Source organism: Bradyrhizobium sp. STM 3561, from assembly GCF_045571455.1.
Lineage (GTDB): Bacteria > Pseudomonadota > Alphaproteobacteria > Rhizobiales > Xanthobacteraceae > Bradyrhizobium > Bradyrhizobium vignae.
Genome location: NZ_CP120695.1, coordinates 709,451 through 733,850, shown reverse-complemented (window position 1 = coordinate 733,850; position 24,400 = coordinate 709,451). Strand labels below are relative to the sequence as shown.

The following is a 24,400-nucleotide window of genomic DNA, read 5'->3' as shown; positions in this document are numbered from 1 at the left end:
GCGCGATGTGGCGACATGGATGGCAATGAACCGCGACGCTTTGTCGTCCTCGACTTCTACAGGTTCGTTGCCGCGCTTGGAGTCTTTGTCTTTCACCTGAAAAACATTGACCCCGGCATTTCTCCGGCCTGGAATGGATCATTCGGCCTGTTCGTCGACATGTTCTTTATCCTCTCAGGCTTCGTCATTTCGTACTCTTATCCGGCCAACTCCGGCGAGGGCCATTCCTATCTCCGCTTCATGCTTCGCCGGATCGCCCGGATCTATCCGCTGCATCTTCTGACACTGCTGGCTTTCGGGGGCGTCGCGTTCATCGGCATTCACGATTCCGCCTCACATACGAGCGTATCGGACTTCATCTACAACCTGTTCCTGGTTCAGGCCTGGGGCGTCACCGATCACCTAAGCTTCAACACGCCCGCATGGTCGATCAGCGCGGAACTGTTCTGCTATCTTTTGTTCCCGCTCCTGATGTATCTCGCAAGGAGCGTATCGCCCGTGCTTCTCGCGCTGATCGTCGCCGCATCGTACGGCATCCTTGCCCATGGCCATTTACCGATTTGGCATGAACGATCGCAGATGTATGGCGCGAACTTCGACTATGGAATGCTGAGGGCGCTGCCTAGCTTCCTGAACGGCATTCTTCTCGCCATTCTTTTCCGCCTATCAGGGAGCTACCGCAAGAGAGTCGTCATTTTCCTCGGCGTTGCAGTTTTCGCGATGGCGGTCCTGATCCTCAACATCTTCGCCAAGCCCGATCTTGCGATCATCCTGTTCTCGCTGGCGATCCTGCTGACGGCGGTCGGTGAGAGCGCGCTTGATCGGGTTCCCGGTGCTGCATGGTTGGGCCGTCTCGGCAACACATCCTACTCGGTCTACATGCTGCATGAGCTTCTGATCATTCTCGTTTTCCTTCCAATCTGGCGGCACTTCTCATTGGGCCCAAAGGATTTTCCGATGTTCGTGCTCGCATGCTGCCTCCTGCTCATGATCACGGCCGATGTCACGTATGCTTATGTTGAAAGGCCGGCACGCGACTGGATCAATCGGTATGGTCGACCGCGTTCGCGGCAGGTCTTGACCACAGCCTCGCTCGATACCGCCGTTGTGGAGTCCGCGAATGCCCGCTGACGGCATTCATGCTTTGACCTCACTCGCCGCGAGCGATTTGCAGAGGCAATCGAATTGATCGAGCTAAATCCACGCTACTCGGAGGAGACCCACGCGAGACGAGTTCGCGCGGGCGCGATGGCCGCCATTGCCACCCAAATCGTGCGCGTGGGAACGCAGGCCGGTTCGGTGATCATCCTCTCGCGGCTGCTTACTCCCGCTGATTTCGGCATTTTCGCCATGGCATCTCCGGTGCTCGCTTTCGCAGTCTTGTTCCAGGACCTCGGGCTTGGACATGCCACCGTTCAGAAGGACTCGCTCAGCCAACGCGACCTGAGTTCGCTGTTTTGGGTCAATTTATCCATCGGAGCGGCACTGGCGCTGACGCTTGTTGTGCTCTCCCCCCTGGTCGGAAAGTTCTATGGCGAGCCCAAGCTGGCGGCGCTCACTGCAAGCATGAGTCTCACCCTCCTGCTCAGCGGTGCAGACGTTCAACACCTGTCGCTCCTCACCAGACAAATGAGGTTCTGGACGCTCGCCGCGATCGAGTCCATGGCGGCTTTGTCCGGACTTGCGGCATCGATCGCCATGGCCCTGATCTACCACAGCTACTGGGCGATCCTCGCCGGCAGCCTGACGTCCGGGGTGGTACTCGCAAGCGGCGCCTGGCTGAGCTCGGGATGGTTGCCGTCGCGGCCAGGGTCCATCGGGCAATCGCGGGGGATGCTGAGCTTTGGCCTCGGCGTAACCGGCTACAACCTCGCTGAGTTCTTCTCCCGCAACATCGACAGCGTCCTGATCGGGCAGGTGTGGGGCGCGGCATCCCTTGGTGTCTATAATCGGGCCTACAGGCTGCTGCTCTTTCCGCTTCAGCAAATCACCAATCCGATGGTCCGGATCATGCTTCCGACCCTGTCCAGCCTGCTCAACGAAACCGAGCGCTACCGTCAGTCGTATCGCCGTGCCGTGTTGCCAGCCTATACGGTGGTCTTGCCGGGGGTCGCCTTCATGATTGCGACCGCCGGCCCTCTGGTTGAGACCTTGCTCGGAGATCGCTGGAAGGAAGTGACTCCGGTCTTTGTAGGGTTGAGCGTCGCCGCACTCCTGCAAGCGACCAATAGCCCGGCGAACTGGCTCTTCCTCAGCCAGGGACGATCGCGTGAATACATGAAGTGGGGGCTCTTCGTCGCAATCACCTCCGTGATCGCATTCGTCTGCGGCTTGCACTACGGGCCGGCGGGCGTGGCGGCGGCATATTCGGTCAGCGAATGCCTGCGAACACCCATTCTGTGGTGGTTCGTCGGACGCAGAGGTCCCGTCGGCCATCGCGACGTCATGCAATCAATCGCGCCACACCTTGCGGGCGCGATCGCATCGATCATCAGCGTTCACCTGCTGCGCGACGCGATGATGGCTCGGCTCTCTGGCGACCTGCCAACTCTGCTGGCCTGCTTTGGCCTATCCTACGCGGTATCGCTGCTTGTCATCGCGATGTTCCCCTCCGCGCGACGTGAGATGTATCGGTACGTCTCGCACGGATGGACCAAGACGAGGGTCAGCATGCGCTTTGCCGATAATTGAACACTGACCTCCCAATCTTGCGGCATCATCAGGCGTTGAGGATCATCTGATCTAGGAAGGTCAGGGAACCAGGAGATCACCGTGCACGGCACAGTTGCCCATCAGAGTCCACGTTTGCGTGTGGCGATCTACGCACCACATTTTGCGGAATATTCCTACCGTCTCGCGTCGGGATTGGCCCGCCATTGCGACGTCCGGCTGGTGCTCAATCGCAAAGACGCCAATCAGCAATGGGAACTGGCCGATATCGCCGTGACGGCTCCGTTTGAGACGAGAATTCGTGACTTGAGCCTGCGCCGCGGCGGCGCGATCGGCATCCCGGCCTCGTTCCTGGACATAATTTCGTTTCGTCCCGACGTGATTCATTGTCACGAAGTTCCGGAGATCTACACGTCCAAGCTGATCCAGTTTCTCCGTCCGCTTGGCATTCCGCTGGTGCTGACGGTTCACGATGCGATTCCGCATTCGGAAGGCGGCTCCGGCACCTCGCCACGTGAAGATGCCTGGCGCGGGCGCATGCGCGCAGCCGCATCGGTCGTCACCACGCATGGCGAGAGCTGTATTGCCGATTTTCGCCGCGCCTCGCCCGACTTCAAAGGCGAAACGGTCTCCAGCATGCACGGCGTGCTCATGGTGCCGCCGGCCGGAGGTGCGGTCACTGCGCCTGAAGCTGCACGCATCCTGTTTTTTGGGCGGATGTGGGCTTACAAGGGCCTCGACGTCTTCATCGATGCGATCGACATGTTGGCCAAGCGCGGTGTCGCCCATGAAGCGATCGTCGCCGGCCGCGGCCCCGAGATGACACGGCTCGGCGCGCGAATGGAGGCGATGCCGACGGTCAAGACCATCAACGCCTATATCTCGCCCGCAGATACCGGACGACTGTTTCGGTCCGCCACAGTTGTTGCCCTGCCCTATAAGGACGCAACGCAGAGCGGCGTGCTTGCTTCCGCCTATGGCAATTCCCGGCCCGTCGTCGCCAGTGCGACCGGCGGCATTCCCGACGTCGTGACGGATGGCGTCAACGGACTGCTGGTTCCGCCCGGCGACGCCACGGCATTGGCCGACGCCCTCGAACGCGTGCTGACCTCCAAGCCTCTAACCGCGACATTGACCGAAGGCGCGCGGCAGACCGCAGCCGGACTCTTGAACTGGGATCGCATCGCCGAGCAGCTACTCGGGTCCTATCACCGGCTCGCTGGCCGCACCGTGAGCTGACCGCGACAGGCGGCCTCTCAAACCGATTGCTCGACCTGCGGTCGAAAGAACATGCTGCGGATCGCACCGTCCAGCAATCGCCTCAGCCTGACCTCGATCAATTCATAGCTGATCGCGCTCGCAACGAGTGACATCACGAGCCCGAGCCCGATGAAGGCGGCCCACAGCAGCCAGCGATCCACGCCGACGGCGACCAGCTTCAGGCCGATCATCTGCAAGGGGAAGAGCACGAAGGGGTGCACGAGATAGAGGCTGTAGCTGATCTTGCCGACATACTGCAGGGCCGGTGTGCTCAGAGCTTTGCCGATGCCGGAGTCCGGAGCAAGCACCATGCCGAACAGCAGAAATCCGGGAATTAGACCGACGAAGGGATGAAACAGCACCAGGCTCGCATACAGCGCCGCTCCGCAGGCAAGGCCGGCGAGCAAGCCGGCACGCCCCGGAATCGAGATGCGGAATCCGGTGGCGCTGAACAGCATGCCGATGCAGAAGAAGGCGGTGATCGGCCAGCGCATCAGGCAGGCGATGCCAAGCAAGAGCAAAGGTGCCGCCAGCAATCTGCCCCCGGTGCGCCAGGTCGAGAACGTCAGCGCAAACCACATGTAGAACGCCCACTCATAGGTCAACGTCCAGGCATTCTGCTGGGCAATGGGCAGGCCGAGCGCGTCCTGTACGAAGAACAGATTGGCCGCAAAGATTGCGAGATAGCTGCTCAGATCGATGCCGCGGAAGAACTTGTAGGCCACGATCGGACCGATCGCGAACAACGCAAGATGCAGCACGACGAACACCGGCATGATGCGCAGGACGCGATCGAAGAAGAACCGCGACAGCGACCCGTGCCGCACCAGGCTCGCCGGGATCAGGAATCCGCTGATCATGAAGAACAGCTCGACGCCGTGCCCGCCGACATTGATCGCCGATTGCAGCCAGGACCAGAGCGGTGGCAGGAAGCCGGGGTCCGGGATGTCGTACATGCCGCCCTTCGGCATGTCGTAGAAATGATCCATCAGCACGCTCAGCGCGGCGATGCCCCGCAGGCCCTGGACCGACGGAACGAACGATCCGTCATAGGCGGCGCCCGGCTGGTGCGGTGTCTTGATCACTCCGCGGCACCCTGGGTGCTGAGGGCGGGCTCGAGCACGACCGGCTTCCGTCGCGCCGAGCGGAACCTGTGCCCGAAGGAAATGCAGGGTTTCTCGACGAAGGCGTAAGTCATCCAGCTGACCAGGATCGACAACGCCAGGATCACGGCCAGGAAGAGCGACCATCCCAGCGGCCCGTTGCCGAACCAAACGAGGCGATGGACGGCGACGATCACGAATGGCGACATCAGGTAGACCGAATAGCTGATCACGCCAACGAACGCCATCGGGCGCCACGCCATTCGCTCGCCGAACACGGCAAAGGCGATGAAGACCAGCGCCGCGCAGACATAGGCCGATCCGATCGAATAGCTGTAGAAGAAATTCTCGTGATACACGCCTCCGAACCGCCGATCGGACAGGGTGGCGGCGAAGATCGCATACAGAAGCGTGCAGACCGCCACGTGGGTCCAGCGCAGTTTGCCGCCGACGACGGTGTCGCGGATGATCTTGCCCAGGAACATGGCCGACAGGTTCAACCCGACCTCCATCACCGAGGAGACGGTCCTGTTCTCGATCATGAGCGCGGCGGTGGTTCCGACCAGCGCGGCCGCAACGACGATCGTCACCGCCGTGAAGCGCTGGTTCAGCAACCCCATCGCAAAGAGAATCGTGCACCCGACGTAGAACAGCAGCTCGATCGCCAGCGTCCAGTAGAACACCCAGAGGTTCGGGACGTTCACGAAGGTCTGCAACATCGTCACGTTGGCGGCGACCTGCCCCAGCGGATAGACTTTCGACTCCAAGAGCTGCATCGTCACGAGCCCGACCAGGAGCGACGTCCAGTAGGCCGGATAGAGACGGAAGAAGCGGCTGATCGTAAAATCCCGCACGGGCGTGGTGCTGTCCGGAAAGCTGAACGGAATGACGAAGCCGCTGACGAAGAAGAACAACACGACGCCGAACCGGCCAAAGTTCATGTAGTAGCCAAACACGTCGTGGATGGGCCAGTAATAGGCGCCCGTCGGGTGCTTCTCGACGATCAACTCGAACACGTGCTGGACCAGGACCGACAGCACGGCAATGCCGCGCAGCGTGTCGATGAATGCGAGCCGTCTATGCATCGTTCGTTCTCACCTGCTTCCGCTCGCCGCCGGTAGATCCGGGCTGAAGCCATCCAGTGGCCGCATCGGAGGCCGCATGACGATTGGCACGGCGTCGGCCCCACGTGCAGAGGTCGCGCGCCGCGAGAACACTTCGCTGAAACTCAATGCGATGATCAGCAGGCCGGAGGCCGGGCCGTAATTCAAGACCGTGATCGTGAACAGGTTGACGACGAAGAGCAGCGTCAGCTTGTACACGTCGGTCGCACCGAACGTCGCCCGGAACACCATCACCATGAACGCGACGAAGGGGAGACCGAACATCAGGTACGTCCCGATGTAGAAATTGTCGACGGGCACCCAAAACGACGCGAGCGGCGAGAACAGCTGCTGCGGATAGTTGAAGCAGCCCGCACCGCAACCCGTCACCAACCCGATCGGCATCAGCTGAGTCATGTAGACGAAGGGCAATTGCCAGCTGTTGTTGATGCGATCAAGAATGCTGTACAGCGTCGAGTGCGGGACCGCCGGCGTGCCTGACGCGAGCAGGATCATGAAGAGCGGAATCAGGATCGCAGCAAACGACCACAACGCGATGCCCCGAACAGCCAAAAAGCGAGACCGCTCCGGCAACATTCGTACAAGAAGCAGGAGCAACAAATAGAACGACAGGACAATGAATGTCGTCTTGCTGGTGGTCAGCCAAACCACATAAATAGCGATCGATCCGGCCCCAATACACCAGGACGTGCTCTTGCGGATTGACGTGATTGCGAACGATACCAGGATGAAGAAGGCGGCCATGGTGTTGTCGGCCGCAAAGCCCATCAGGCGCTGGTCGTCGCCGCCGTAGGCCCACCACAACCGGCCGGCCTCCCGTACCGCGCCGAAGGATTCGTATTTGTAGCCCACCCAAGGCATCGCGTAGAATTTCGTCAGGAAAACGCCGATCACGGACAGATAGAAGGTCACGGCGATGACCGACAGAAGCTTTCGGTATGAGCCCAGACTCGAATCGCAGAAGCAGAATCCGACGAACACCGGCAGCATCATCTTGAAGGACGAGATCGCTGCGTTCATCGTCCCCAGCATGAAATAGCCGAGCACGAGCGACAGCATGATCTGCACGAAGACCAGCAGGGCCAGGGTGCTGCGATTGCGCAGGATGCAATGGACGAAGAACTGGACGAGGCACAGAAGCGCAACGGCGTCCGGCAGATACCACAGCGGATCCATGTGATAGATGCTGGTGTAGTAGCGGATCACGCCGCCGAAGGCGTCGCGGACCAGATAGACGCCGAGCGCGATCGCCTCGATGTTGAGGCTGATCAGCGTGATTCGGGGACGGTTCAGCGCGAGGATGGTCATGTCCCGCTCAGTTCGTCGGCCGCGCCGATGGCGCCGGGGAAGCCGAGAAATCGGACCGGCTGCCAAGAGCGTTCCGCATCAGCCTGCCGCCAGGGATTTCGACGTAGAGATAGGTGAAGTGCGACACCGCCAGCACGGCGGCAAGTGAGACGACGAGATTCAGCGTTGCGGGCAGACCGGCCCAGACCGAATCGAGCGCGGCGATCCGCCCGGCCCCGAGCGCGCGCACGAAATACTCGGCCAGCAGCACCACGACCGCGTGCACCATGTAGATCGAGTAGGAGCGGCGCCCGAGCCAGACCAGTGGTCCTGCCACCAGCAACCGCGGCACCAGCATCGCATCCGGAAACGCGAGTAAGCTGCCGAGGAAGATCGCGAACGTCACCGGCGCGAGGAAGGTCGCCGCGGGATTGGTCTCCGCCACCGACACAAGGACGATGCTGGCGATCATGGCGACGAACTGCACCATGCCCTGGACCGCAGGGCCCGGCATGGCCGGCAGCCGATCGACGATCCGCACCGTCAGCACGCCCAGAAAGAAGCTCACGAAGCAGCGCAGGATGCCGAAGTCGGTCTGAAGCCCGAGGCTGCTCTTGTCGAGCCCGAAAATGATGAAGACGAGGCTCCCGACCGCAAGCAGCCCGCAGAGACCGTAGAACCACAACAGCGAACGCATGCGCTGGGCAAACAGGACGACCAGGCCGAACACCAGATAGGTGTAGAACTCGACGCTGATGCTCCAACTCGGCGCATTCCAGCTGAGATAATCGATGAACCCCATGGAGTGCAGCAGCAGGACATTGAGCACGAAGGAATAGGCGTTGTTCACCTCGAAGGCCGCCGGCGCAGCCACCACGACACCCGCCATGACCAGGCTGATGCGCAGGAGGCGGAACAACAGATTGGCCATCAGCATGACGATGTGCAGCGGATAGACCCTTGCCAGGCGCCGCACCATGAACTCGCGCAGCGAGAAGCGCCCGAAGTCGCTCTCGACGTAGCTGAGCGACATGACGATCCCGCTGAGAACGAAGAACAAATCGACCAGCAGCCAGGCGCTTCTGAAGAACGAGCAGTTGATCCACGCATTGTGCGGGAACGCCGCGAGGAAAGTCGGCATCAGCAGAAGGTGGTGAATCACCACCGAAGTCGCGGCGATCCCCCGAATGCTGTCGAGGGGCAGGACATGCGCCTTCTCACGATGAACCAACTCCGTCACATCAACATTCCATAGCTATTGCGCCGCAGCAGTGTGGATCAGGTCTCGCGCGTGTTCAATCTCTGCGATTCACGGACTCGCACGCGATGCATGACGACCGACGATACTTTCAATGCTCGTAGATCATTCAGACATGTGAGCGCCAACTTCACGCCACTTTTTGTTTGAGGCGCCGCGTGCTTCGGGCGCAAATTCCATCAGCTGTGATGATTGCGAGTATTTGCGTGGAAAGTGTGCGCGAAATTCGGCGCTGTTGCGGTAGAGGCCATTCCCAAGACATTGGTCTGTCTGCGTATGGATGTCGCAGCAAAAATTCTTTTGTCCGAGGGAACAATACAAGCGCGCCGTGACTTGTGTCGGTTTTGCGACCCGCGGGTCTGCGAGTGCCTGATATGTTTTCAAGCTGCAACATCCATGAGCGCGACATGCCAATCTCGCAGGCATTGCAAATCGTGCTTTTGCAACCGGCGCAAAGTTTGAGCAACGTTGTTCGTCGTCGACGATCGTGCATCAGTTTGCGCCGCACAAAAAGATGACACAGTTACCTGCCAAGTTTCGCGTGTTCTCCTATTGCAACAGAAGCAAGGAACACGGATGGGCCGCGGACTAACACGTCGTCATGCACAGCCGCGATGGCTATCGACTGTTTTGATAGGTTCTGCGCTGATCGTTTCGAGCAGCGATGCTTGCCGCGCCCAGTGCGTCGAATTCTCTGACCGCGCCTCGCAGCTCGAACTAGATACCTTCGTCAAGTCGCCGTCTTCGCTTCTGGAGCGACTGCGCAATGACAAGGAGAAGCTGAGATATCGGCTCTCGGCTCTCATCGCGACCAATCCATCGGTGTTGCCCTCCGTGCAGACGCTCATCTCCGCATCGGCTTCAAGCGATAGGTCGGCCATCGGCGCCGCGCTGCGGATTGCCGAAGAGCGGTGCACGTCGACGAAGCCCGACGCAGCCCGCAAGATCAGGGATTTCGCGCAGCGGATCGGCGATCTCAACGTGCAATCAGGCTATTCCGCAGCGGGAGAGGACTCGGGCCCCCAGCAGGCCCAATCGCAGAGCAAGGGTCTTGCGCGGCCGCCGCGAGGCGGAGCGCTGCTCGACGGCGAATGGAAGACCAAGTTGGCCGACCCCTTCAAGCCCGTTCCCCTTCCGAATTGATCAGTGATCGTCAAAGGCAGCGAATTAGCAAATGTACCAGCCTAGAGAACATTTCCAGTCGGGACACCGGTTCGGCATCGAATTCGGCGGGGCCGTGCTCAGCTTCGAGCGCGTGGCCGACGTGCTACGCCGCCAATGGCCAATCATTGCGGCATGCGCCGGCGCTTCGTTGGCGCTGGTGATGGTCTACCTGATCACGGCGCAACCCATGTATACGGCGAATGCCCGCATCATGATGGACACGCGTCAGGCACAGGTGCTGGACAAGGACAGCAATACCAACAGCGCCCTGATCGACACCGGCTATGTCGACAGTCAGGTCGAAATCATCAACTCGGACGACCTGATTCTGTCCGTCGTTCGTCGTCTGAAGCTCACGGAGGATCCGGAGTTCAAAGGTTCCAATCCGGGCCTTCTCTCCCTCATCATCGGCAAGGTGAGTTCGCTGTTTGGCTCCGGTGAACCGCCGACCCAGGAACGAATCGAACATGCCGTGGTCGAGCAGGTTCAGAAGAACCTGAGAACGGAGCGCGTCCTGACGACATATGTTCTCTCGTTGAACTATCGCGCACGGACCCCCGACAAGGCCGCCAAGATCGCCAACGCCATCGCCAATGCCTATCTTGTCGGCGCTCTGGAAGCCAAATATCAGTCCACCAAGCGGGCAACCGAATGGCTTCAGCAGCGCAGCCTCGAGCTGAGCGAGCAGGCAACGGCCAGCGACCGCGCCGTGCAGACCTTCAAGGCCGAGCACAACATCGTCGGAACCAGCCGCGGCCTGATGTCCGAGCAGCAATTGTCGGACCTGAATACGCAGCTGGTTCAAGCGCGGGCTGCGACGGCCGAGGCCAAGGCCCGGCTCGACCGGATCGAGGCGATCTCCGACCAGGATCTCGCGCAGCCGACGGTGACGGACGCTCTCAACAATTCGGTCATCACCCGCCTGCGCGCCCAATATCTCGACCTCCAGGCCCAATATGCCGACTGGTCCAGGCGTTATGGCAAGACTCACCTTGCGGCGGTCAATCTGGCCAACAAGATGGACGAGCTGCGCAAGAACATCGCCGACGAGCTGCATCGGATCGGGGATGCTTATCGCAGCGATTATGAGATCGCAAAGAGCCGCGAGGCGTCGCTCGAGAAGAACGTCAAGGACCTCGTTGCCCAGGCCGGTCACACCGGCCAGGCCGAGGTCAAGCTGCGCGATCTCGAAAGCGCCGCCGACACCTATCGCAATCTCTACAACAACTTCCTCGAAAAGCTGCAAAGCGCGACGCAAAACCAGAGCTTCCCGCTCAGCGAGGCGCGTCTCATCAGCACCGCCACGAATCCGGACCAAAAGAGCTCACCGCGCACGGTCCTGGCGCTCGTTGGCGGCCTGGTGGGCGGCCTCTGTCTCGGCTTCGGTGTCGCATTTGCGCGTGAACTGCTGAGCGACGTGCTCAGGACCCCCGGCGAGGTCGAGGATGAGCTCGGCGTGAAGTGCCTCGGCGTCCTGCCCGATATCGGTCCAGCCGCGAAGACCGGCGCATCCGATATATCTCGCTATGTCGTCGATCATCCGTTCTCGCGGTTTGCCGAGACGTTGCGCAACATCAAGGTGTCGATCGACGTTGCGCGCCTGACCCGCGAGATCAAGGTGATCGGCATCGTCTCTTCCCTTCCCAAGGAAGGAAAAACGACCGTCGCGGCGAATTTCGCGCAATTGATCGCTCTCACGGGGCATCGCACGGTGCTGATCGACGGCGACCTGCACACGCGCTCGCTGACGCGAGAGCTCGCGCCCAACGCCAAGAGCGGACTTGTGGAGGCGCTCAACGACCCCGCGAGCCTCGGCTACCACGTGCAGCGGAGCAAGGAGACGGGACTGGATTTCCTTCCCTCCGTCGTGGCTTCCCGCATGGTGAATTCGGCCGACGTGATTGGATCGAAGGCGATGGCCGAGCTGCTCAAGGTGCTGAGAGAGCACTATGAGTATATCGTGATCGATCTTGCCCCGGTGATGCCGGTGGCGGACTCCAAGGCCGTCAGCCTCCTGATCGATGCCATGGTCTACGTCATCGAATGGGGGCAGACGACACGAAGCGCTCTTCAAGAGTCGGTTTCGGGGTCGGAGGTGCTCCAGAAGAAACTGCTCGGTGCCGTGCTCAACCGCGCCAATCCGAAGATGCTCAAGCGCATCGAGGCCTACAAGGGTAAGCACCACAACAGCTACTACGTCGAGCACGCCTAGGCGGAGGCGCGGCGACGCGCCCAGCCGAACTGGAACGACCTCGGGCCCGCTGCCATTTGGCAGCGGACCTTATTCTTGTTTCGTGGAATTGTCGCTTGAAGGCGAGCGAGCGCGCCTTGCACGCGAGACAGCCCGAGCCCGTCGGACGGACGGAGATCGTGCCCAGGCACAGCCGGGCTGCTTGGACGTCCGTATTCATCCGGAATCCACAACTTGCGGTTATTGCTCTAGCCAAAAGCAAGGATTGACCAAGACGGTGCGCCATGGGCAACCATCTGTCGCTAAGACGAGACAATCCGGGCTTGATGCCTCAAAATGACGAAACTTTAGGCATCTTTCCTTCTCGGTTCCCCGGGGCTAATCTCGGCCCATACTCACTCACAGCTCTTTTCCGGTGGGCTCGGATGCTGATCGTCCTTACGATTTTGACTATTTGGGTTCTGCTCAACATTCTCTTCGTATTGGTCGTGATCCCCCCGCGCAAGCCGCTTCGGCAGCCCATGGCAACGACGCTCTCACCGGCGCCCATCGAGCCAAGCCGGCGCGAGATCGAGCAGGACGAACCTTTCTCGATCCGCCATGTCATCTTCTCCCTTGCAATGGGAGCCTTCTTCGTGCTCGTGCCGCCGCTTCTTGCCCTGCGGGATGCGATCATGCGGCTCCTCGGCAAGCCGCCGCGCAATGGAACCTGAGGCGCCTCGGGTCAGCGCTCTCAGGCGGTTGAGACATCAAGCGACTAGTAGGCTTCCTGGAACATCACTGCGGACGCGGTGCGGGCCATGATCTTCAGGTCGAGCCAGATGCTCCAGTTGCTGACGTACCAGACGTCGTACTCGACCCGCTTCTCCATCAGATCGATCGTCGGCGTTTCCCCCCTGAATCCGTTCACCTGGGCCCAGCCCGTCAAGCCCGGCTTCATGTGATGGCGGTAGACATACTTGCTGATGAGCTCGTCGTAGTAGTTGTCGTGGGCGAGCGCGTGCGGACGCGGTCCGACCAGTGACATGTCCCCACGCAGCACGTTCCAGAGCTGCGGCAGCTCGTCGATGCTCGTCATGCGGAGGAAACGCCCAATTTTTGTGACACGGGCGTCCTTCTTCGTCGCCTGTGTCACCGTCTCACCATTCTCGCAAACGGTCATGGTTCGAAACTTCCAGATCTCAAACGGCCGGCCGTTGAAGCCGCGGCGCGACTGCCGGAATATGACGTTTCCAGGTGAATCCAGCTTGATCAGCATGGCAACGGTCAGCAGCAGCGGCGTCAGCAGCACGAGCGCGAACAGAGCGACGCCGACGTCGAGACAGCGCTTTTGCAGCCGTTCGAGAATTGTGAGCGGCGGTCGCTGGATCTCGACCGCGACGGTTCCGCTGACCGGCAAAAAGGGACGGGTCACGAGGTCAGCAACCGGGTCGTCCGGCAGCAGGCGAATGGGCTGCGGGACGGCGCGCAAGTATGGCCCCAGCTTGCGCAGCATCGGCAATTCGTTCCAGTCGATCGCAAGCAGATATTCATCGACGTCAGCCGAGCGCGACTGACGGATGACGTCGCGAATCTGTCGCTCCCACTGGCCATCATCCCGGTCGTCTCCGAGCACGAAATGGCGCATGACGTCGAAGCCATTCCTGCGCAGATCCTTGAAGCGGCTCGAGGTGAAGTCGAGCGGCTTCAGGCTGAGCAGGATCACCTTGCGATCGACCAACCGGCTTCGCGCAAAGCTCGTGCCGAACACGGCCTGCCAGACGAAGCGCAGGCTGATCAGGCCAAGTCCGCCGATCACGGCGAAGACGATGACGGTGCCGCGCGATAGATTGTCGGTCGATTTCAGCAGGAAGGCCGCAACGGCCAGGATCGTGAGCGACGTCAGCCAAATGAACGCCGCCATTCGAAGCTGCCATACGAGATTGAGCAGGCGGTGCGTGGAATAGACGTCGCGGAAATAGGCGATCCCGACGAACACCACGCCCACGAACAACCCGGCTCCCACCGATGCGCCGTCGGCAGGCGAAGCGACAGCCCCACCATACAGCGAAGCTCCCGCCGCATAGCTCAACAGGATCAACAGAAAGTCAGTAGCGATGACGACGATCTGAAAAGGCCTCTGAAGAGCGCTGCCGCGCGCAGATGAAAGCGCATGGGCGTTTTCAGAACCATAAGTTGCAACAGCCATTCGAACCTCTGCCTATCGAGAGAGTGCCTGACGCTCATCGTGATGCTGAAGACTCGTCAATTCCCCGCGCGAAAGTGTTGAGTGATCGCAGCGACATTGTGGCGCTGCACGCAAAACTTTTGCGGCGCACGGACGATGCGTCGTGTCGAAGTACGCAGCGAAATTCGACGCGCTGAAAATGTCGTCACAGTGCTGACATACGAGTGAACGGACTGCCCTATTTTGACTCAAGTTCCGCATCCGATGCGCCTCTCCGCTCAACTTTGAGGCGCTGCATTGCTCCCGCCGAAGCACACAGAGTCGGCTGCGAGAATTTCTTCGGATTTCTATCTGTGGCTGAATATGAAGATTCCACGAGTCATGCAGCTTTGCTGCACACTTCGGGGCAGTGATGCAATTCCTGCGCACCGATCTTGTTCCTGCAGTCCGCCACAAACAAGGTCGGCAAAAAATGCCGCCCTTCTTTTGGCATGATCAGGTCGGAGAACGAGGTCGCGGCCCCACCGAATTCACGTTGTTCGTGTTGGATGGAAGCTCTCCGGTGCCGGCGACTTGGGGATAACTTTTCGACCACCCGATCGATGAGCGCCATGAAATCCCTCGCGCGACCACACTCCTCCATCCCCAAGCCGCAATTGCCGGACGGAGTTCGCATCTACGCGATCTCGGATATTCACGGCTGCGCGCATTTGCTCGAGCCCATGCTGCGGGTGGTCGATGCCGACGTCGCCCGCAGCCGGCCGCATTATGCCGTCGAAGTCTTCATGGGCGATTACATCGACCGCGGCCCGGATACGCGCTCCACCCTCGACATCCTGGTCGAGCGGAGCCGCCGGGGAAATGCGGTTTTCCTCAAGGGCAATCACGAGGCCTTTCTGGTGAGGGTTTTCGAAGATCCTTCACTGTTCGAGGACTGGATTGCCTTCGGCGGGACCCAGACATTGATGTCATACGGGCTTGCGCCGCCGGATCTCAAGCGCGACGAGCCGGCATCGATCCTGCGCGATTTGATTCGCGCCATGCCGACCGAGCATCTGGAATTCCTGGACAATCTGCGGCTGAGCTTCAGTTGCGGAGACTTCTTCTTTGTCCACGCTGGCGTGCGCCCCGGCGTTCCATTGGCCGCGCAGACCGAGCGCGACCTGCTCTGGATACGCGAGGAATTCCTGCGGAGCGAGGAGCATTTCGGCAAGTATATCGTCCATGGTCACACGCCGGTCCGCAGCGCGGAGTTCATGGCCAATCGCGTCAACATCGACACCGGCGCCTATGCGACCGGCAACCTCACCCTGATGAGCATCCAGGGAAGCCGCATGATCGCGGTGTGATATGAGGCCCCCTACCTGCCACTAACGGGCGAGATGGCTTCGCGGCAACGATGCAGTGGCCTTGGTGTTATCGTGCTCTAGTTGAGCAAAGGCGGCTTCTCCAGACGCTCACGCGTCTGGGCCATCCAGTCGCTCCAGGCTCGCTCGTGCTTGACGTAGAGTTCCATCCAACGTTTGTCATGCTTGGCCTCATGGACACGAGCCGCCTCTCCAAGCAAGTCTGCGCCGGGGCGGGTGTCCGGCTTGTCCAGCGCTTCGAACTCGATCGTTTCCGAGATCGTCAAACCAACGAGCACGCGCTGTCCGGCGCCGTCCACGATATAGCGTCGCGGCGCATCCTTCTTGGGCCCACTCATTTCATCATGTCCCAACGTTCCAGTATGAGGCTGGATGCTGCAACGAGTTGGACGATGCCTAGAAGGCTCGTCGGGCGTGGCCGAACGTCGAGGTGGGAGCGGGCTCGGACGTACGGCGTGAGGCGCCGCAGGATGAGTTCACGGTTCTTCGTTGGACGCGCCAGGCGCGCAGCGCGTATCCCAGAATGAGGCCAGCACCAAAGATGGAAGCGGAGACAAACGCAGAAGTCATGGGAGTCGTCCTGGATCGTACGCCTCCTATCAAGAGCGAGCAGTGTGTCGACATCATGGTTCTCGAAGACTCCTCGACGCCGAAAGATTGTTCAACCTGCGATCTCTTCTAGGCAGCCAGGTCTGGCGGCACTGCTGCATCTCGCCTCGCCCGGCGGCAATCATCGGACGCTCTATATGAGTGCCGCTCCATATAAGAGAGACGCAAGAGAGACGTTTCTCGCAGCCTGACATGTCCAGACCCGTCGCGGCCGAGCAGGCGTGCGTCGCGAGACCGCGCGCCTCCGCAACGGGAGATTGGGGTCGATCCGTCGGCCGATGCTCTTGCAACCGTAAGGGACCCGTCGCATTATTTCGCATCTCATTCTGAGAGGGATTAATCCAATGAACTTCCGTGCCCTTATTCCATCCATTGCCCTGTCTGCTCTCGGCCTTACCTTGTCGGCATCCGTGGCGTCCGCCGCCGAGCTCTCCGTTGCTCCGGCCCATCATCGGGCGGCCGCCGTCCAAGGCGGACTCGTGCTGTGGGATGATGTCTATCCGCCCGCGATCTATGGCCCCCAGCTGCGCCCGGTCGAGGAAGTCGCAGCCATGAAGGCAGCGGCGCGGCCGGTGTCCCAGCGCTGGTGGGGATATTGGTACGTGCGGTAACGTGCCGGAGCGGCGGGCTAACCGCAACCCAGACGCCCTCAACCATCAACCGCCGCGCCGAGCAAACGGTAGCGGCGCTTTTCATTTGGGCGGCTGAGAAGATTGCCAAGGCGAGCGCGGCGACTCGGGCCTGCGTTGCCAGCCTGTCGAGCCTGACCTGAAAGGACCGGCGTATCAGATCATACCTCGCGGCCAACCCCGCCTGCGTCGAGCGCGATGCGCCAAATTGCACCACCTTATGATGGTCGCATCGATGACACTACCGTTGCGGTCAGCTGGGGCTGGACAAGCGTCAGAAACGCGCCCAACGCGGCAGGCGGCTTACATGCGCCTCGACCGAATGCAGACGCGTGTACTTACCGAGACAATCGCTAGGGCTGGTTGTTTGGTGGTCTTTCAATGATAGCGCCGGCTGCCGTTGAGAAGCTCGAGGTTATTGGCGATGACCGGATTACCTGGATCGAGCGAATAAGCCTTCTCGAACTTTCGGCGCGCCGCACCCAGATTGCCGCGCAACATGTACGAATATCCCTGGTCATTCAGGACTTGCACAGTTTCGCCGCCGAGCCGGATCGCTCGGGCATAGGCCTGATCGGCAAGATCAAATCGACGGATCCGATCATAGCTTGCAGCCAAGCCGATCCAGCCGGTGAATTTCCCTGCGAACAGGGAATTCTACAGGGAAATCCTGCTCTGTGGCGGGCGATTTGACCAACGGAATCCCAGAAAACGCCTGCGACTCCAAAGTATAACGGCAACGCATGCGCAAATCAATAACAGGGAAATTGCTGATGTGATCAGGGAATGAGCGTGCGCTGAACAGGGAAACGGAATAAGCGTCCACGCGTCCACTATGTTCTCCAATTATCGATGCCACGGTGAAGAACCATTAGTCTAGCGGCTATTCGTGATCGCTAGACGTGCTGCTCGGCGTCCTTTTCTCCAAGCTCCACGCTTGCAAAAAATAGCTGTCAAATGCAAATGAGAGTCGTAAACCGAACGGCACGCGCCGCACACTATCAACAGTAATCCCAGCGCGGCGATCTCGGCGGTCGTTGGCTTGCGACCGCCGGGCCTTTAATTGCGTCTTGATCGCGAGGCCCTTAACACTTTCGTTATATACTTGTCGGCGCGCATATCATCACGCTAATTTGCTGTCTTTCACATCCGAGAATGTTCGCCCCAGTGAGAAACTTGTTTCCCGCTCTGCGCATTCTGGACGACACCATAAGCAGCACGATCATCCATCAGGGCTTCTGATGCAATTTACGTCATCTCTTTGCCCGAACCACCGCCGATGCTTTCCTCGATCGACGGGAAATTTCTGGGAGCGTGCTGGGTCCAGGCGGTTGTGACGCGGCCACGAGGATGCGAACTAGGACCATAGCGCACCAGCGGTGATGTGTTGGAATGCCACGGCCGCAAGGTGCATGAATGTTCGAAAGCGCAGACCCGAGCCTTGCACCGCATTACGCTACGATCGTCCAGGGGTGCAGGCCAATGCGCCGGGGGCACGACAGCCTCGACAACTTGGCAGCGGGGATATGGAGGCGGTTTTGGCGGGGGATCATTGAGCCGCCTTGCAGACCATGGAATAACGTAGACCGCTAGGGCTGGTTGTTTGGTGGTCTTTCAATGAACCGCCGGCTGCCATTGAGAAGCTCGAGGTTATTGGCGATGACCGGATTACCTGGATCGAGCGAATAAGCCTTCTCGAACTTTCGGCGCGCCGCACCCAGATTGCCGCGCAACATGTACGAATATCCCTGGTCATTCAGGACTTGCACAGTTTCGCCGCCGAGCCGGATCGCTCGGGCATAGGCCTGATCGGCAAGATCAAATCGACGAATCCGATCATAGCTTGCAGCCAGGCCAATCCAAGCGGTGATGTCTTTCGGCGATTTCTCGACGGCGTCCTTGAAATAGCGCTGGGCGAGGCCGTAGCTACCACGGTTGTAGTGCTCCAGCCCAAGCCGCACGGGTTCGTCCGACGGGTAATATTTGACGTCGGTCGGCTCCTGCACGGGGTCGCCACCCGGCGGATCCACCGGAGCCACGATCGCTGCCTCCCTAGTTGTGTAGTCGCACGCAGCAAGGCCTGTCCCCAAGCAGCAACAGGTCAGTATCAAGAAGACGCGCCGCATAACAATTGTCCCGGTCCGGCTGGGCGAACTCATGGAAAGATCATCGCTAGAACGTTCAAAGCCAAGGCCCCCTTCGCTCCTACCTATTAGGTGCTCCGCCGACCGGTACCGACACTCCGGCTGACGAACCTGCCCCCAATCCCTCGATGTTGACGTTCTGCGTCGGCAACGTCCGCACGCCCATTTGTTTCGTCGGATCACCGTTATCGGGGAGCTGATCCACCGGCTGTTGCGTCTTGCCATAGCGTGTGACAGCGGCACCCACGCGCCGGGCGTCGTAGGCGAGCCTGCGATCGCCGACGTATCGCGGCCATGGGTGGATCGTATGGGTGACAGCGTTGACCTGTTTGGCATCGCCAGCGCTCATCGTGAGAGTGTCGGAACGCTGCACGTAACGCTCCATCTCGTCATGGCCGGCGAGGCCATAACATCCCCCGAGCAGGAGGGGTGCGAACAGAGCCGGATACCTGATGCTCATTTCCCGCTTTCTTTAGTTGAGGGTTTTCACGACCGGCTGGTCGGCAGCAGCGGCAGGGGCGACGACAGGTGCCCTAATCTCGGGAGCGATGATGTGACCGTACGGACCCTTCACGTCGCCACCTGAATTGACATAATCGTCGTAACGCTTGCGGACTTCCATCTGCCCGTTGAGGAAGAAATCAACATCGTTGGCCGGCAGCCGCGAGTCTAGCGGCGAGGCCAGTTGCTGGCCGGGTGCCGCCGGCGCGACCAGGCGCGGCGTCACGACGATCACGAGATCAGTTTCCTCCTGCTGGTAAGACTTGCTGCTGAACAGCGTCCCGAGCACAGGCACCGAGCCAATCCAAGGCAATTGCGAAACATCCTGCCGATTGCGGGTCTGCAGAAGGCCGGCGATCGCAAAACTCTGACCGTCGCGCAACTCGACCGTGGTGCGCGCGTCGCGACGGGTCAATGCTGGGACTGTCGTCCCCTGGATGGTGATCGCATTGGAGAAATCAAGTTCGCTGACCGAGGGCTCGACCCGAAGGTTGATCACACCCCGCGAAAGAACGGTAGGCACGAAGGACAACTCAACGCCGAACTTCTTGTAGTCGATCGTGATGGTGGGAAAGCCATTCGACGTCTGGGTCGGTATCGGCACCGGAAATTCACCGCCGGCCAGGAAGCGGGCGGCATCGCCGGAAAGCGTGGTCAGGTTTGGCTCGGCCAGTCGGCGAACCAGCCCTTTCGTCTCCAATGCGGTGATCAGCAAATCCACTGAGCTGCCATTGCTGGTTCGGAGGATGCTGGTCAATAAACTTCCGAACGGGATAGGGGAGACACCGCCCGCGGCCCCTATGAGCGTCCCCGCCGTTCCGAGTAACGGGATTGAGCCCGGTGGGGGACCGACGTTGGGCATCGCGACTCGGCCGCTCTTCGTATTGATCGAACTAGCCCCGCCAAGCCCTGAATTGGCAATATTCGACCCACTGGCATTTGCCGCATAAAGGTTCATGCCAAGCTCGCGACCGGCGATGCGGTTCGCTTCCAAAAAGCGCACCTCCAGCATCACCTGCTGCGGGGCCGCGACGCTCATCGCGTTGACGACCGTTCCCCCCTTCGCGACCGTACTGGTGGCGATCGCCATGGCCCGCTCGGCCGTAACCGCATCCGCGGCCGTTCCGCTGAGCACCACCTGGCCCTCGGAAGCCGACACGCGGATACCCTGTCCGCCGGTGCTGGTCCGGATGTTCTGCTGGAGATTACCGGTATCGATCACGACCTCGACGTCAAGGATGCCGATCTGCTTCATCGAGGAGTCGAGCAGGATGACATTGGTGGTGCCGGTCTGCTTGCCCTGGACGTAGATCAGGTGATCGCTGAGCGACTTCACGTCCACGATGTCAGACGAGCCGGCCACGATGGTCGCGAAGGGTGTGTCGACCTTGAAGGTACGGGACTTGTTGACGACGAGCTTGACGCGCTGGACGTCGCTCATCTCGCTGACGATGACGCCACCGGAGGGGCCCCGCCGGTCTGCAGCCGTGGCGCGATCGGCGCAACCAGACCAAGCGAGCGCCGTGCACAGCCCCATCGCACCGCAGGCGAGAAGCCACTCTACCTTCGCACCCGAAACGTAATTACCACCCATTCGAGTCCCCCAACGTAATCCGCGGCTATCACCGCAAATTTACGTGCTCGATTTCCCCAACGCTTCTCCTCTGCGCACCACGCCGCAGAGTTTACAAGCTGTCCCACTACAATTCGTTACTATGTGCTTCCAAGATCATCGTCCCTAAAAGGGTCTCCTTGCAACAAGGGAGGCTTACCGGATGTCTACAGCGGCAAAGAAAACTTTCCAATGTTGCCAGCGAGCATCATTCTTCTGCTGCTGTTGTCGGATGTCGTTGCATCACGCCGAGGCCACCACGCCGACTCGTCCGGCGCAGCCACAAGGCTGTATAGCAAAAAAGGTAAGCTACACTGCCATATTTCCGCTCGGTCGAACAAGTGTCGACATTCTCGCATGGCCAGGCGGGTAGGTGTCATCGGCTGGTGCTCGGAAGTGCACTAAAAGGGAATTTGCGTTGACGCGCTCGGCTTATCGAGCGCCGTGCCCCATATCGGCATCAGCATGGTAAACTGGGCCTGGGAAGCTGTAACGGTCAAGTTGTTGGCGCTGGCGCCGACGGTGAGCGTTGGTGTGAGGTGGCCCAAATACAAGAACGGCGCTGCGTTCTGCTTGGCCGCTGTGGAGAGGGGATCTCCGGTGCAGCCGGCCGGCGACTGCGGTGGGTTTTGAAGCATGGCAGGCGTGTAGCAGCTAATCATGACCGCCCGGGCACCGGCGCTCGCGAGCGTCCGCAAGGACTGCATCGTGATTGCATAACGTCCGAGATCGAAGATAACGAACATCAATGTGAAAAGCGGCACGAACACCATGATAAATTCAAACGCCGCGGTACCTCGGTTGTCGAGCTTTTTCATCATTGCACCAAAGAGACGACCTGGGTGAACGCAACCGTGGACGGAGCACATCCATCCGTGCTCAAGTACGCGCCGCCACTGAGGTTGAGTGTCTTTGCGATCACACTGGAGCAGGTCGTATTGGCAGGTTGAGTCGCCCCGCCATACGACACATCTGCCTTGGGAAAGTACATCGCGCCCGCCAGCTTGATCACGCCGTTGCCGCCGATGCTGACACCAGCGGCTGATTGATCGTCAATCAGAACCCCGTTCAAAGCAGAAGAGAAAGTGTTGGTCGTTGGGGCGGAGAGATTGACACTCCCGCCATTGATCGTGAGGCTGGAAGTCCCGAGTAAGACAAGCGTTACGCCTGTGCCGCTGACCGTTCCGCCAAAAGTTATCGTTGCATTGTAGAAAAAGTACGTGCCTGGGGCAAAGTTTACCGTGCCTCCGGAGTTCACCTTCAGGTCGCCGTAGACCCCGCTAGCGCTGTTCGGGTTCAGCGAGCAGGTTTGACCGTTGGTAACATTGCCACCGCATGGCTTGGTTGATGGGCTCGTCCTCGTGTTGAACGACGCAGTTTTCAGTCCTTGCAACGGATCCATCGCAGGAGGCATGAAGTAGTTGTGCGTTACGCCGGGGTCGGTGCAGGTGCTGGTTGGAGAACAGCCATTTGCACCAAAGACGGCCCACCCTGAACCGGTGAACGAAGGAGTGCTGGCAAACTGGACGGTGTCGTCCGACATCACCGGGCAACCTGTTCCGTTGTTGCTGGAGCTACCAGAAATCTTAAGCGCTCCGCTCCCTGCGGTCGGGTTAGGTCCAAGCGCCAAGGCGCACACCTTGCTCGGCAGCTGAACCAGAGCTATGGCTTGGGCGGGGATGTTGATGGTCAAGAACCCCAGCACCGCCGACAAGTAGGCCGGTTGTTGCTGGCTGACCCTGGCGCGAACGGCGTTGCCGGTGCCTGTTGGTGGCGTTGTGAACGTCCCTCCACTGTAGGTACCGATATCGATCTGCACGGCTCGCGAGACTCTGGTCGGAAGGCTGGGCGGACACTGGCTGTCGGGATAGGGCGTGCTGTCCTTCGGACTCGAGTTGCAAAACCCGTTCTGTGCCGCGAATTCCTTGCCACGGTAATCCACTGACTGCGCGTCGCAGCTCGCGCCAGCAATCGTGCATGCAAGCCGCAAGGCGCCCGAATAGGCTCCCGAGTCGGCGGCGTTCTGTGCGTGCTTGCGCGTGACGTACCACGATCCGGCCTCGGCCCCGAGCGCGACCACGCCGATCAGCGGCACGAGCGCGATCGCCGTTACGAATGCCGCTGACCCTCGCCTGGAACGGAGCAGATTGCGCATGGAAGCACCTACTGGAAGCGTTCTGAGTACGCTAGCGTGTATGTACAACTGGTGGGACACAACACGGACTTCCAAAATGGCACGCGCGCCCCTATCGGGGCCAAAGTGATGGTTGTCGAAAAAGTAATGTACTTCGGCGACGCGATATTGCTCGGCGAGCAGGTAGCGCCCGCGTCTCCGCATTTTACCTGGAGGTTACTGATTGAGTGACCCGCAACTGTCGTCTGTAGCCCTGACCTCCAGGTCACTGTGCCGTCGGGGCCGAGTGGATTGTAGTATTGGACGTACTGCCCGAAGGAGCGCAACGCGCTCCACGCCGAAATGAACTGGAAGCCCGCGGCGGCGACGTCGGCGAGCGGCACAAGCAGGAAGGAAGCCAGGAATATGTAAACGATCATGGTCTCAAGCGCGACGGCGCCACGCTGATCCCTGATCAAACATCTTCTGAGGCTCATGAACCTACCTCGACCGTTACTCGCCACTCCGGTCGTCGACCGGGTCGACCGCACTCACCAAACGTAAGGGATCAGTCTCCAGCGTGATGCTTCGTAACCGGAATATTCAGGGCAGTTACGCCGAAGCAGATCCTCCTCGTAATGAATTCGGCAGATCTGGACGCCGATATGCAGGACGAGCAGGATCACTGTCAGCGGCGTCAGACTTCTCAGCACCACACCCAACAGTGCAACCTCTTCGGCTAGATAGAGTGGGTGCTTGATCCATCGGTACGGACCCGTTTGCACCACGTTACGCGCCTGCGGCACCAGACTGAACGACCTGCCGAGATGCCTGATGGTGATCAGCATCATGATCATGCCGATCAGCACGCAAGCGGTGGACGCCAGGTTTGGCAGCGCTTGGTCGGTCTTGCCGAAGAAGGCGATTGTCCACGGCATGTAGGTGCCGACGAACGCCGCTATTCTCGGGAGGAGGCCATCCGCTTGCGCCTTTGCCGGCGACCGCGTGATGGTCAACAGCGCCAGCAGCACGTAGAAGACGGCGAGGCAAAAACTCGACAGGAGCGACGGCCAGGGATCCCCAGCCGACGATCCGAGCTTGATGGCCACGCCAAGTGCCAGCAACATGAACCACATGCCGCCGAACAATTGCATGGCCCGGTCGTAAGCGGAGGTTTTCGACAGGACGATTGTGCTCATGG

22 protein-coding genes are annotated in these 24,400 nt (G+C 60.1%); 8 read left to right on the top strand and 14 right to left on the bottom strand.

Annotation, left to right across the window (positions count from 1 at the left end):
• Positions 1-15 precede the first annotated feature (15 nt).
• The 3 genes from P6U28_RS03095 (at position 16) to P6U28_RS03085 (ending at position 3,909) form a co-directional block, all read left to right on the top strand.
• Positions 16-1,131 (top strand): acyltransferase family protein, encoded by a 1,116-nt coding sequence (locus P6U28_RS03095; RefSeq protein ID WP_407121709.1) that lies wholly within the window; start codon positions 16-18, stop codon positions 1,129-1,131.
• A gap of 117 nt (positions 1,132-1,248) precedes the next feature.
• Positions 1,249-2,691, top strand: coding sequence for a lipopolysaccharide biosynthesis protein (locus P6U28_RS03090; protein ID WP_129144960.1), 1,443 nt, complete (start codon positions 1,249-1,251; stop codon positions 2,689-2,691).
• An 81-nt stretch (positions 2,692-2,772) separates the two neighbouring features.
• The gene (locus tag P6U28_RS03085) at positions 2,773-3,909 is read left to right on the top strand and encodes a glycosyltransferase family 4 protein (RefSeq protein WP_245509609.1); all 1,137 of its coding nucleotides are present in this window, start codon (positions 2,773-2,775) and stop codon (positions 3,907-3,909) included.
• 17 nt (positions 3,910-3,926) lie between these two features.
• Here the strand turns inward: P6U28_RS03085 and P6U28_RS03080 are convergent, their stop codons facing one another.
• The 4 genes from P6U28_RS03080 to P6U28_RS03065 are packed head-to-tail and all read right to left on the bottom strand — an operon-like array spanning position 3,927 to position 8,684.
• A complete protein-coding gene (locus tag P6U28_RS03080; RefSeq protein WP_407121708.1) occupies positions 3,927-5,015 on the bottom strand; it encodes an acyltransferase family protein in 1,089 nt (362 codons plus the stop codon).
• Positions 5,012-6,118 (bottom strand): acyltransferase, encoded by a 1,107-nt coding sequence (locus P6U28_RS03075; RefSeq protein WP_129144957.1) that lies wholly within the window; start codon positions 6,116-6,118, stop codon positions 5,012-5,014. The genes P6U28_RS03080 and P6U28_RS03075 overlap by 4 nt, the downstream gene beginning before the upstream one ends.
• 9 nt (positions 6,119-6,127) lie before the next feature.
• The gene (locus P6U28_RS03070) at positions 6,128-7,465 is read right to left on the bottom strand and encodes a hypothetical protein (RefSeq protein ID WP_129144956.1); all 1,338 of its coding nucleotides are present in this window, start codon (positions 7,463-7,465) and stop codon (positions 6,128-6,130) included.
• 7 nt (positions 7,466-7,472) lie between these two features.
• The gene (locus P6U28_RS03065; protein WP_245509608.1) at positions 7,473-8,684 is read right to left on the bottom strand and encodes an acyltransferase; all 1,212 of its coding nucleotides are present in this window, start codon (positions 8,682-8,684) and stop codon (positions 7,473-7,475) included.
• 486 nt (positions 8,685-9,170) lie between these two features.
• Here P6U28_RS03065 and P6U28_RS03060 point away from each other — a divergent pair, with 486 nt between their 5' ends.
• From P6U28_RS03060 to P6U28_RS03050, 3 genes are all read left to right on the top strand, one after another.
• Positions 9,171-9,845, top strand: coding sequence for a hypothetical protein (locus P6U28_RS03060; protein ID WP_245509607.1), 675 nt, complete (start codon positions 9,171-9,173; stop codon positions 9,843-9,845).
• Positions 9,846-9,876: 31 nt separating this feature from the next.
• The gene (locus P6U28_RS03055; RefSeq protein WP_122404928.1) at positions 9,877-12,078 is read left to right on the top strand and encodes a Wzz/FepE/Etk N-terminal domain-containing protein; all 2,202 of its coding nucleotides are present in this window, start codon (positions 9,877-9,879) and stop codon (positions 12,076-12,078) included.
• 404 nt (positions 12,079-12,482) lie between these two features.
• Entirely contained in the window at positions 12,483-12,770 is a 288-nt protein-coding gene (locus tag P6U28_RS03050) for a hypothetical protein (RefSeq protein ID WP_129144955.1), read from the top strand.
• A 44-nt stretch (positions 12,771-12,814) separates the two neighbouring features.
• On the opposite strand, the gene P6U28_RS03045 is transcribed toward P6U28_RS03050, so the two are convergent.
• Together P6U28_RS03045 and P6U28_RS03040 are read right to left on the bottom strand one after the other, a co-directional pair.
• Complete coding sequence (locus tag P6U28_RS03045) at positions 12,815-14,245, bottom strand: undecaprenyl-phosphate glucose phosphotransferase (protein WP_129144954.1); 1,431 nt, start codon at positions 14,243-14,245, stop codon at positions 12,815-12,817.
• Positions 14,246-14,603: 358 nt separating this feature from the next.
• Entirely contained in the window at positions 14,604-14,837 is a 234-nt protein-coding gene (locus P6U28_RS03040; RefSeq protein WP_129144953.1) for a hypothetical protein, read from the bottom strand.
• On the opposite strand from P6U28_RS03040, the gene P6U28_RS03035 reads away from it, so the two are divergent.
• Positions 14,836-15,573 (top strand): metallophosphoesterase family protein, encoded by a 738-nt coding sequence (locus tag P6U28_RS03035; protein WP_129144952.1) that lies wholly within the window; start codon positions 14,836-14,838, stop codon positions 15,571-15,573. The genes P6U28_RS03040 and P6U28_RS03035 overlap by 2 nt on opposite strands.
• 77 nt (positions 15,574-15,650) lie before the next feature.
• On the opposite strand, the gene P6U28_RS03030 is transcribed toward P6U28_RS03035, so the two are convergent.
• Positions 15,651-15,929, bottom strand: coding sequence for a hypothetical protein (locus P6U28_RS03030; RefSeq protein ID WP_164937093.1), 279 nt, complete (start codon positions 15,927-15,929; stop codon positions 15,651-15,653).
• A 615-nt stretch (positions 15,930-16,544) separates the two neighbouring features.
• Here P6U28_RS03030 and P6U28_RS03025 point away from each other — a divergent pair.
• Positions 16,545-16,811 (top strand): hypothetical protein, encoded by a 267-nt coding sequence (locus tag P6U28_RS03025; protein ID WP_129144950.1) that lies wholly within the window; start codon positions 16,545-16,547, stop codon positions 16,809-16,811.
• Positions 16,812-17,207: 396 nt separating this feature from the next.
• Here the strand turns inward: P6U28_RS03025 and P6U28_RS03020 are convergent, their stop codons facing one another.
• The 7 genes from P6U28_RS03020 to P6U28_RS02990 all read right to left on the bottom strand — a co-directional run bounded on the left by P6U28_RS03020 (position 17,208) and on the right by P6U28_RS02990 (position 24,353).
• Entirely contained in the window at positions 17,208-17,330 is a 123-nt protein-coding gene (locus P6U28_RS03020; RefSeq protein ID WP_407121707.1) for a hypothetical protein, read from the bottom strand.
• A gap of 1,088 nt (positions 17,331-18,418) precedes the next feature.
• The gene (locus P6U28_RS03015; protein ID WP_245509605.1) at positions 18,419-18,868 is read right to left on the bottom strand and encodes a tetratricopeptide repeat protein; all 450 of its coding nucleotides are present in this window, start codon (positions 18,866-18,868) and stop codon (positions 18,419-18,421) included.
• A 166-nt stretch (positions 18,869-19,034) separates the two neighbouring features.
• Positions 19,035-19,433, bottom strand: a complete 399-nt coding sequence (locus tag P6U28_RS03010; protein ID WP_129144948.1) for a hypothetical protein — start codon at positions 19,431-19,433, stop codon at positions 19,035-19,037.
• Between the two features lie 12 nt (positions 19,434-19,445).
• Positions 19,446-21,068 carry a type II and III secretion system protein family protein gene (locus P6U28_RS03005; protein ID WP_129144947.1) on the bottom strand — a complete coding sequence of 541 codons (1,623 nt, stop codon included), beginning with the start codon at positions 21,066-21,068 and terminating at the stop codon, positions 19,446-19,448.
• Between the two features lie 419 nt (positions 21,069-21,487).
• Positions 21,488-21,907 (bottom strand): TadE/TadG family type IV pilus assembly protein, encoded by a 420-nt coding sequence (locus tag P6U28_RS03000; RefSeq protein ID WP_407121706.1) that lies wholly within the window; start codon positions 21,905-21,907, stop codon positions 21,488-21,490.
• On the bottom strand, positions 21,904-23,241 hold the full coding sequence (locus tag P6U28_RS02995; protein ID WP_129144945.1) for a Tad domain-containing protein: 1,338 nt from the start codon (positions 23,239-23,241) through the stop codon (positions 21,904-21,906). The genes P6U28_RS03000 and P6U28_RS02995 overlap by 4 nt, the downstream gene beginning before the upstream one ends.
• A 509-nt stretch (positions 23,242-23,750) precedes the next feature.
• A complete protein-coding gene (locus P6U28_RS02990) occupies positions 23,751-24,353 on the bottom strand; it encodes an isoprenylcysteine carboxylmethyltransferase family protein (RefSeq protein ID WP_245509603.1) in 603 nt (200 codons plus the stop codon).
• Between the last annotated feature and the right edge of the window lie 47 nt (positions 24,354-24,400).

Coding starts and splice junctions, on each gene's coding strand:
- P6U28_RS03070 (WP_129144956.1), bottom strand. CDS start 7,465: ATGACCATCCTCGCGCTGAACCGTCCCCGAATCACGCTGATCAGCCTC.
- P6U28_RS03040 (WP_129144953.1), bottom strand. CDS start 14,837: ATGGCGCTCATCGATCGGGTGGTCGAAAAGTTATCCCCAAGTCGCCGG.
- P6U28_RS03095 (WP_407121709.1), top strand. CDS start 16: ATGGATGGCAATGAACCGCGACGCTTTGTCGTCCTCGACTTCTACAGG.
- P6U28_RS02995 (WP_129144945.1), bottom strand. CDS start 23,241: ATGCGCAATCTGCTCCGTTCCAGGCGAGGGTCAGCGGCATTCGTAACG.
- P6U28_RS03000 (WP_407121706.1), bottom strand. CDS start 21,907: ATGATGAAAAAGCTCGACAACCGAGGTACCGCGGCGTTTGAATTTATC.
- P6U28_RS03050 (WP_129144955.1), top strand. CDS start 12,483: ATGCTGATCGTCCTTACGATTTTGACTATTTGGGTTCTGCTCAACATT.
- P6U28_RS03010 (WP_129144948.1), bottom strand. CDS start 19,433: ATGAGCATCAGGTATCCGGCTCTGTTCGCACCCCTCCTGCTCGGGGGA.
- P6U28_RS03055 (WP_122404928.1), top strand. CDS start 9,877: ATGTACCAGCCTAGAGAACATTTCCAGTCGGGACACCGGTTCGGCATC.
- P6U28_RS03030 (WP_164937093.1), bottom strand. CDS start 15,929: ATGAGTGGGCCCAAGAAGGATGCGCCGCGACGCTATATCGTGGACGGC.
- P6U28_RS03025 (WP_129144950.1), top strand. CDS start 16,545: ATGAACTTCCGTGCCCTTATTCCATCCATTGCCCTGTCTGCTCTCGGC.
- P6U28_RS03075 (WP_129144957.1), bottom strand. CDS start 6,118: ATGCATAGACGGCTCGCATTCATCGACACGCTGCGCGGCATTGCCGTG.
- P6U28_RS03045 (WP_129144954.1), bottom strand. CDS start 14,245: ATGGCTGTTGCAACTTATGGTTCTGAAAACGCCCATGCGCTTTCATCT.
- P6U28_RS03035 (WP_129144952.1), top strand. CDS start 14,836: ATGAAATCCCTCGCGCGACCACACTCCTCCATCCCCAAGCCGCAATTG.
- P6U28_RS03005 (WP_129144947.1), bottom strand. CDS start 21,068: ATGGGTGGTAATTACGTTTCGGGTGCGAAGGTAGAGTGGCTTCTCGCC.
- P6U28_RS03090 (WP_129144960.1), top strand. CDS start 1,249: ATGGCCGCCATTGCCACCCAAATCGTGCGCGTGGGAACGCAGGCCGGT.
- P6U28_RS02990 (WP_245509603.1), bottom strand. CDS start 24,353: ATGCAATTGTTCGGCGGCATGTGGTTCATGTTGCTGGCACTTGGCGTG.
- P6U28_RS03020 (WP_407121707.1), bottom strand. CDS start 17,330: ATGTTGCGCGGCAATCTGGGTGCGGCGCGCCGAAAGTTCGAGAAGGCT.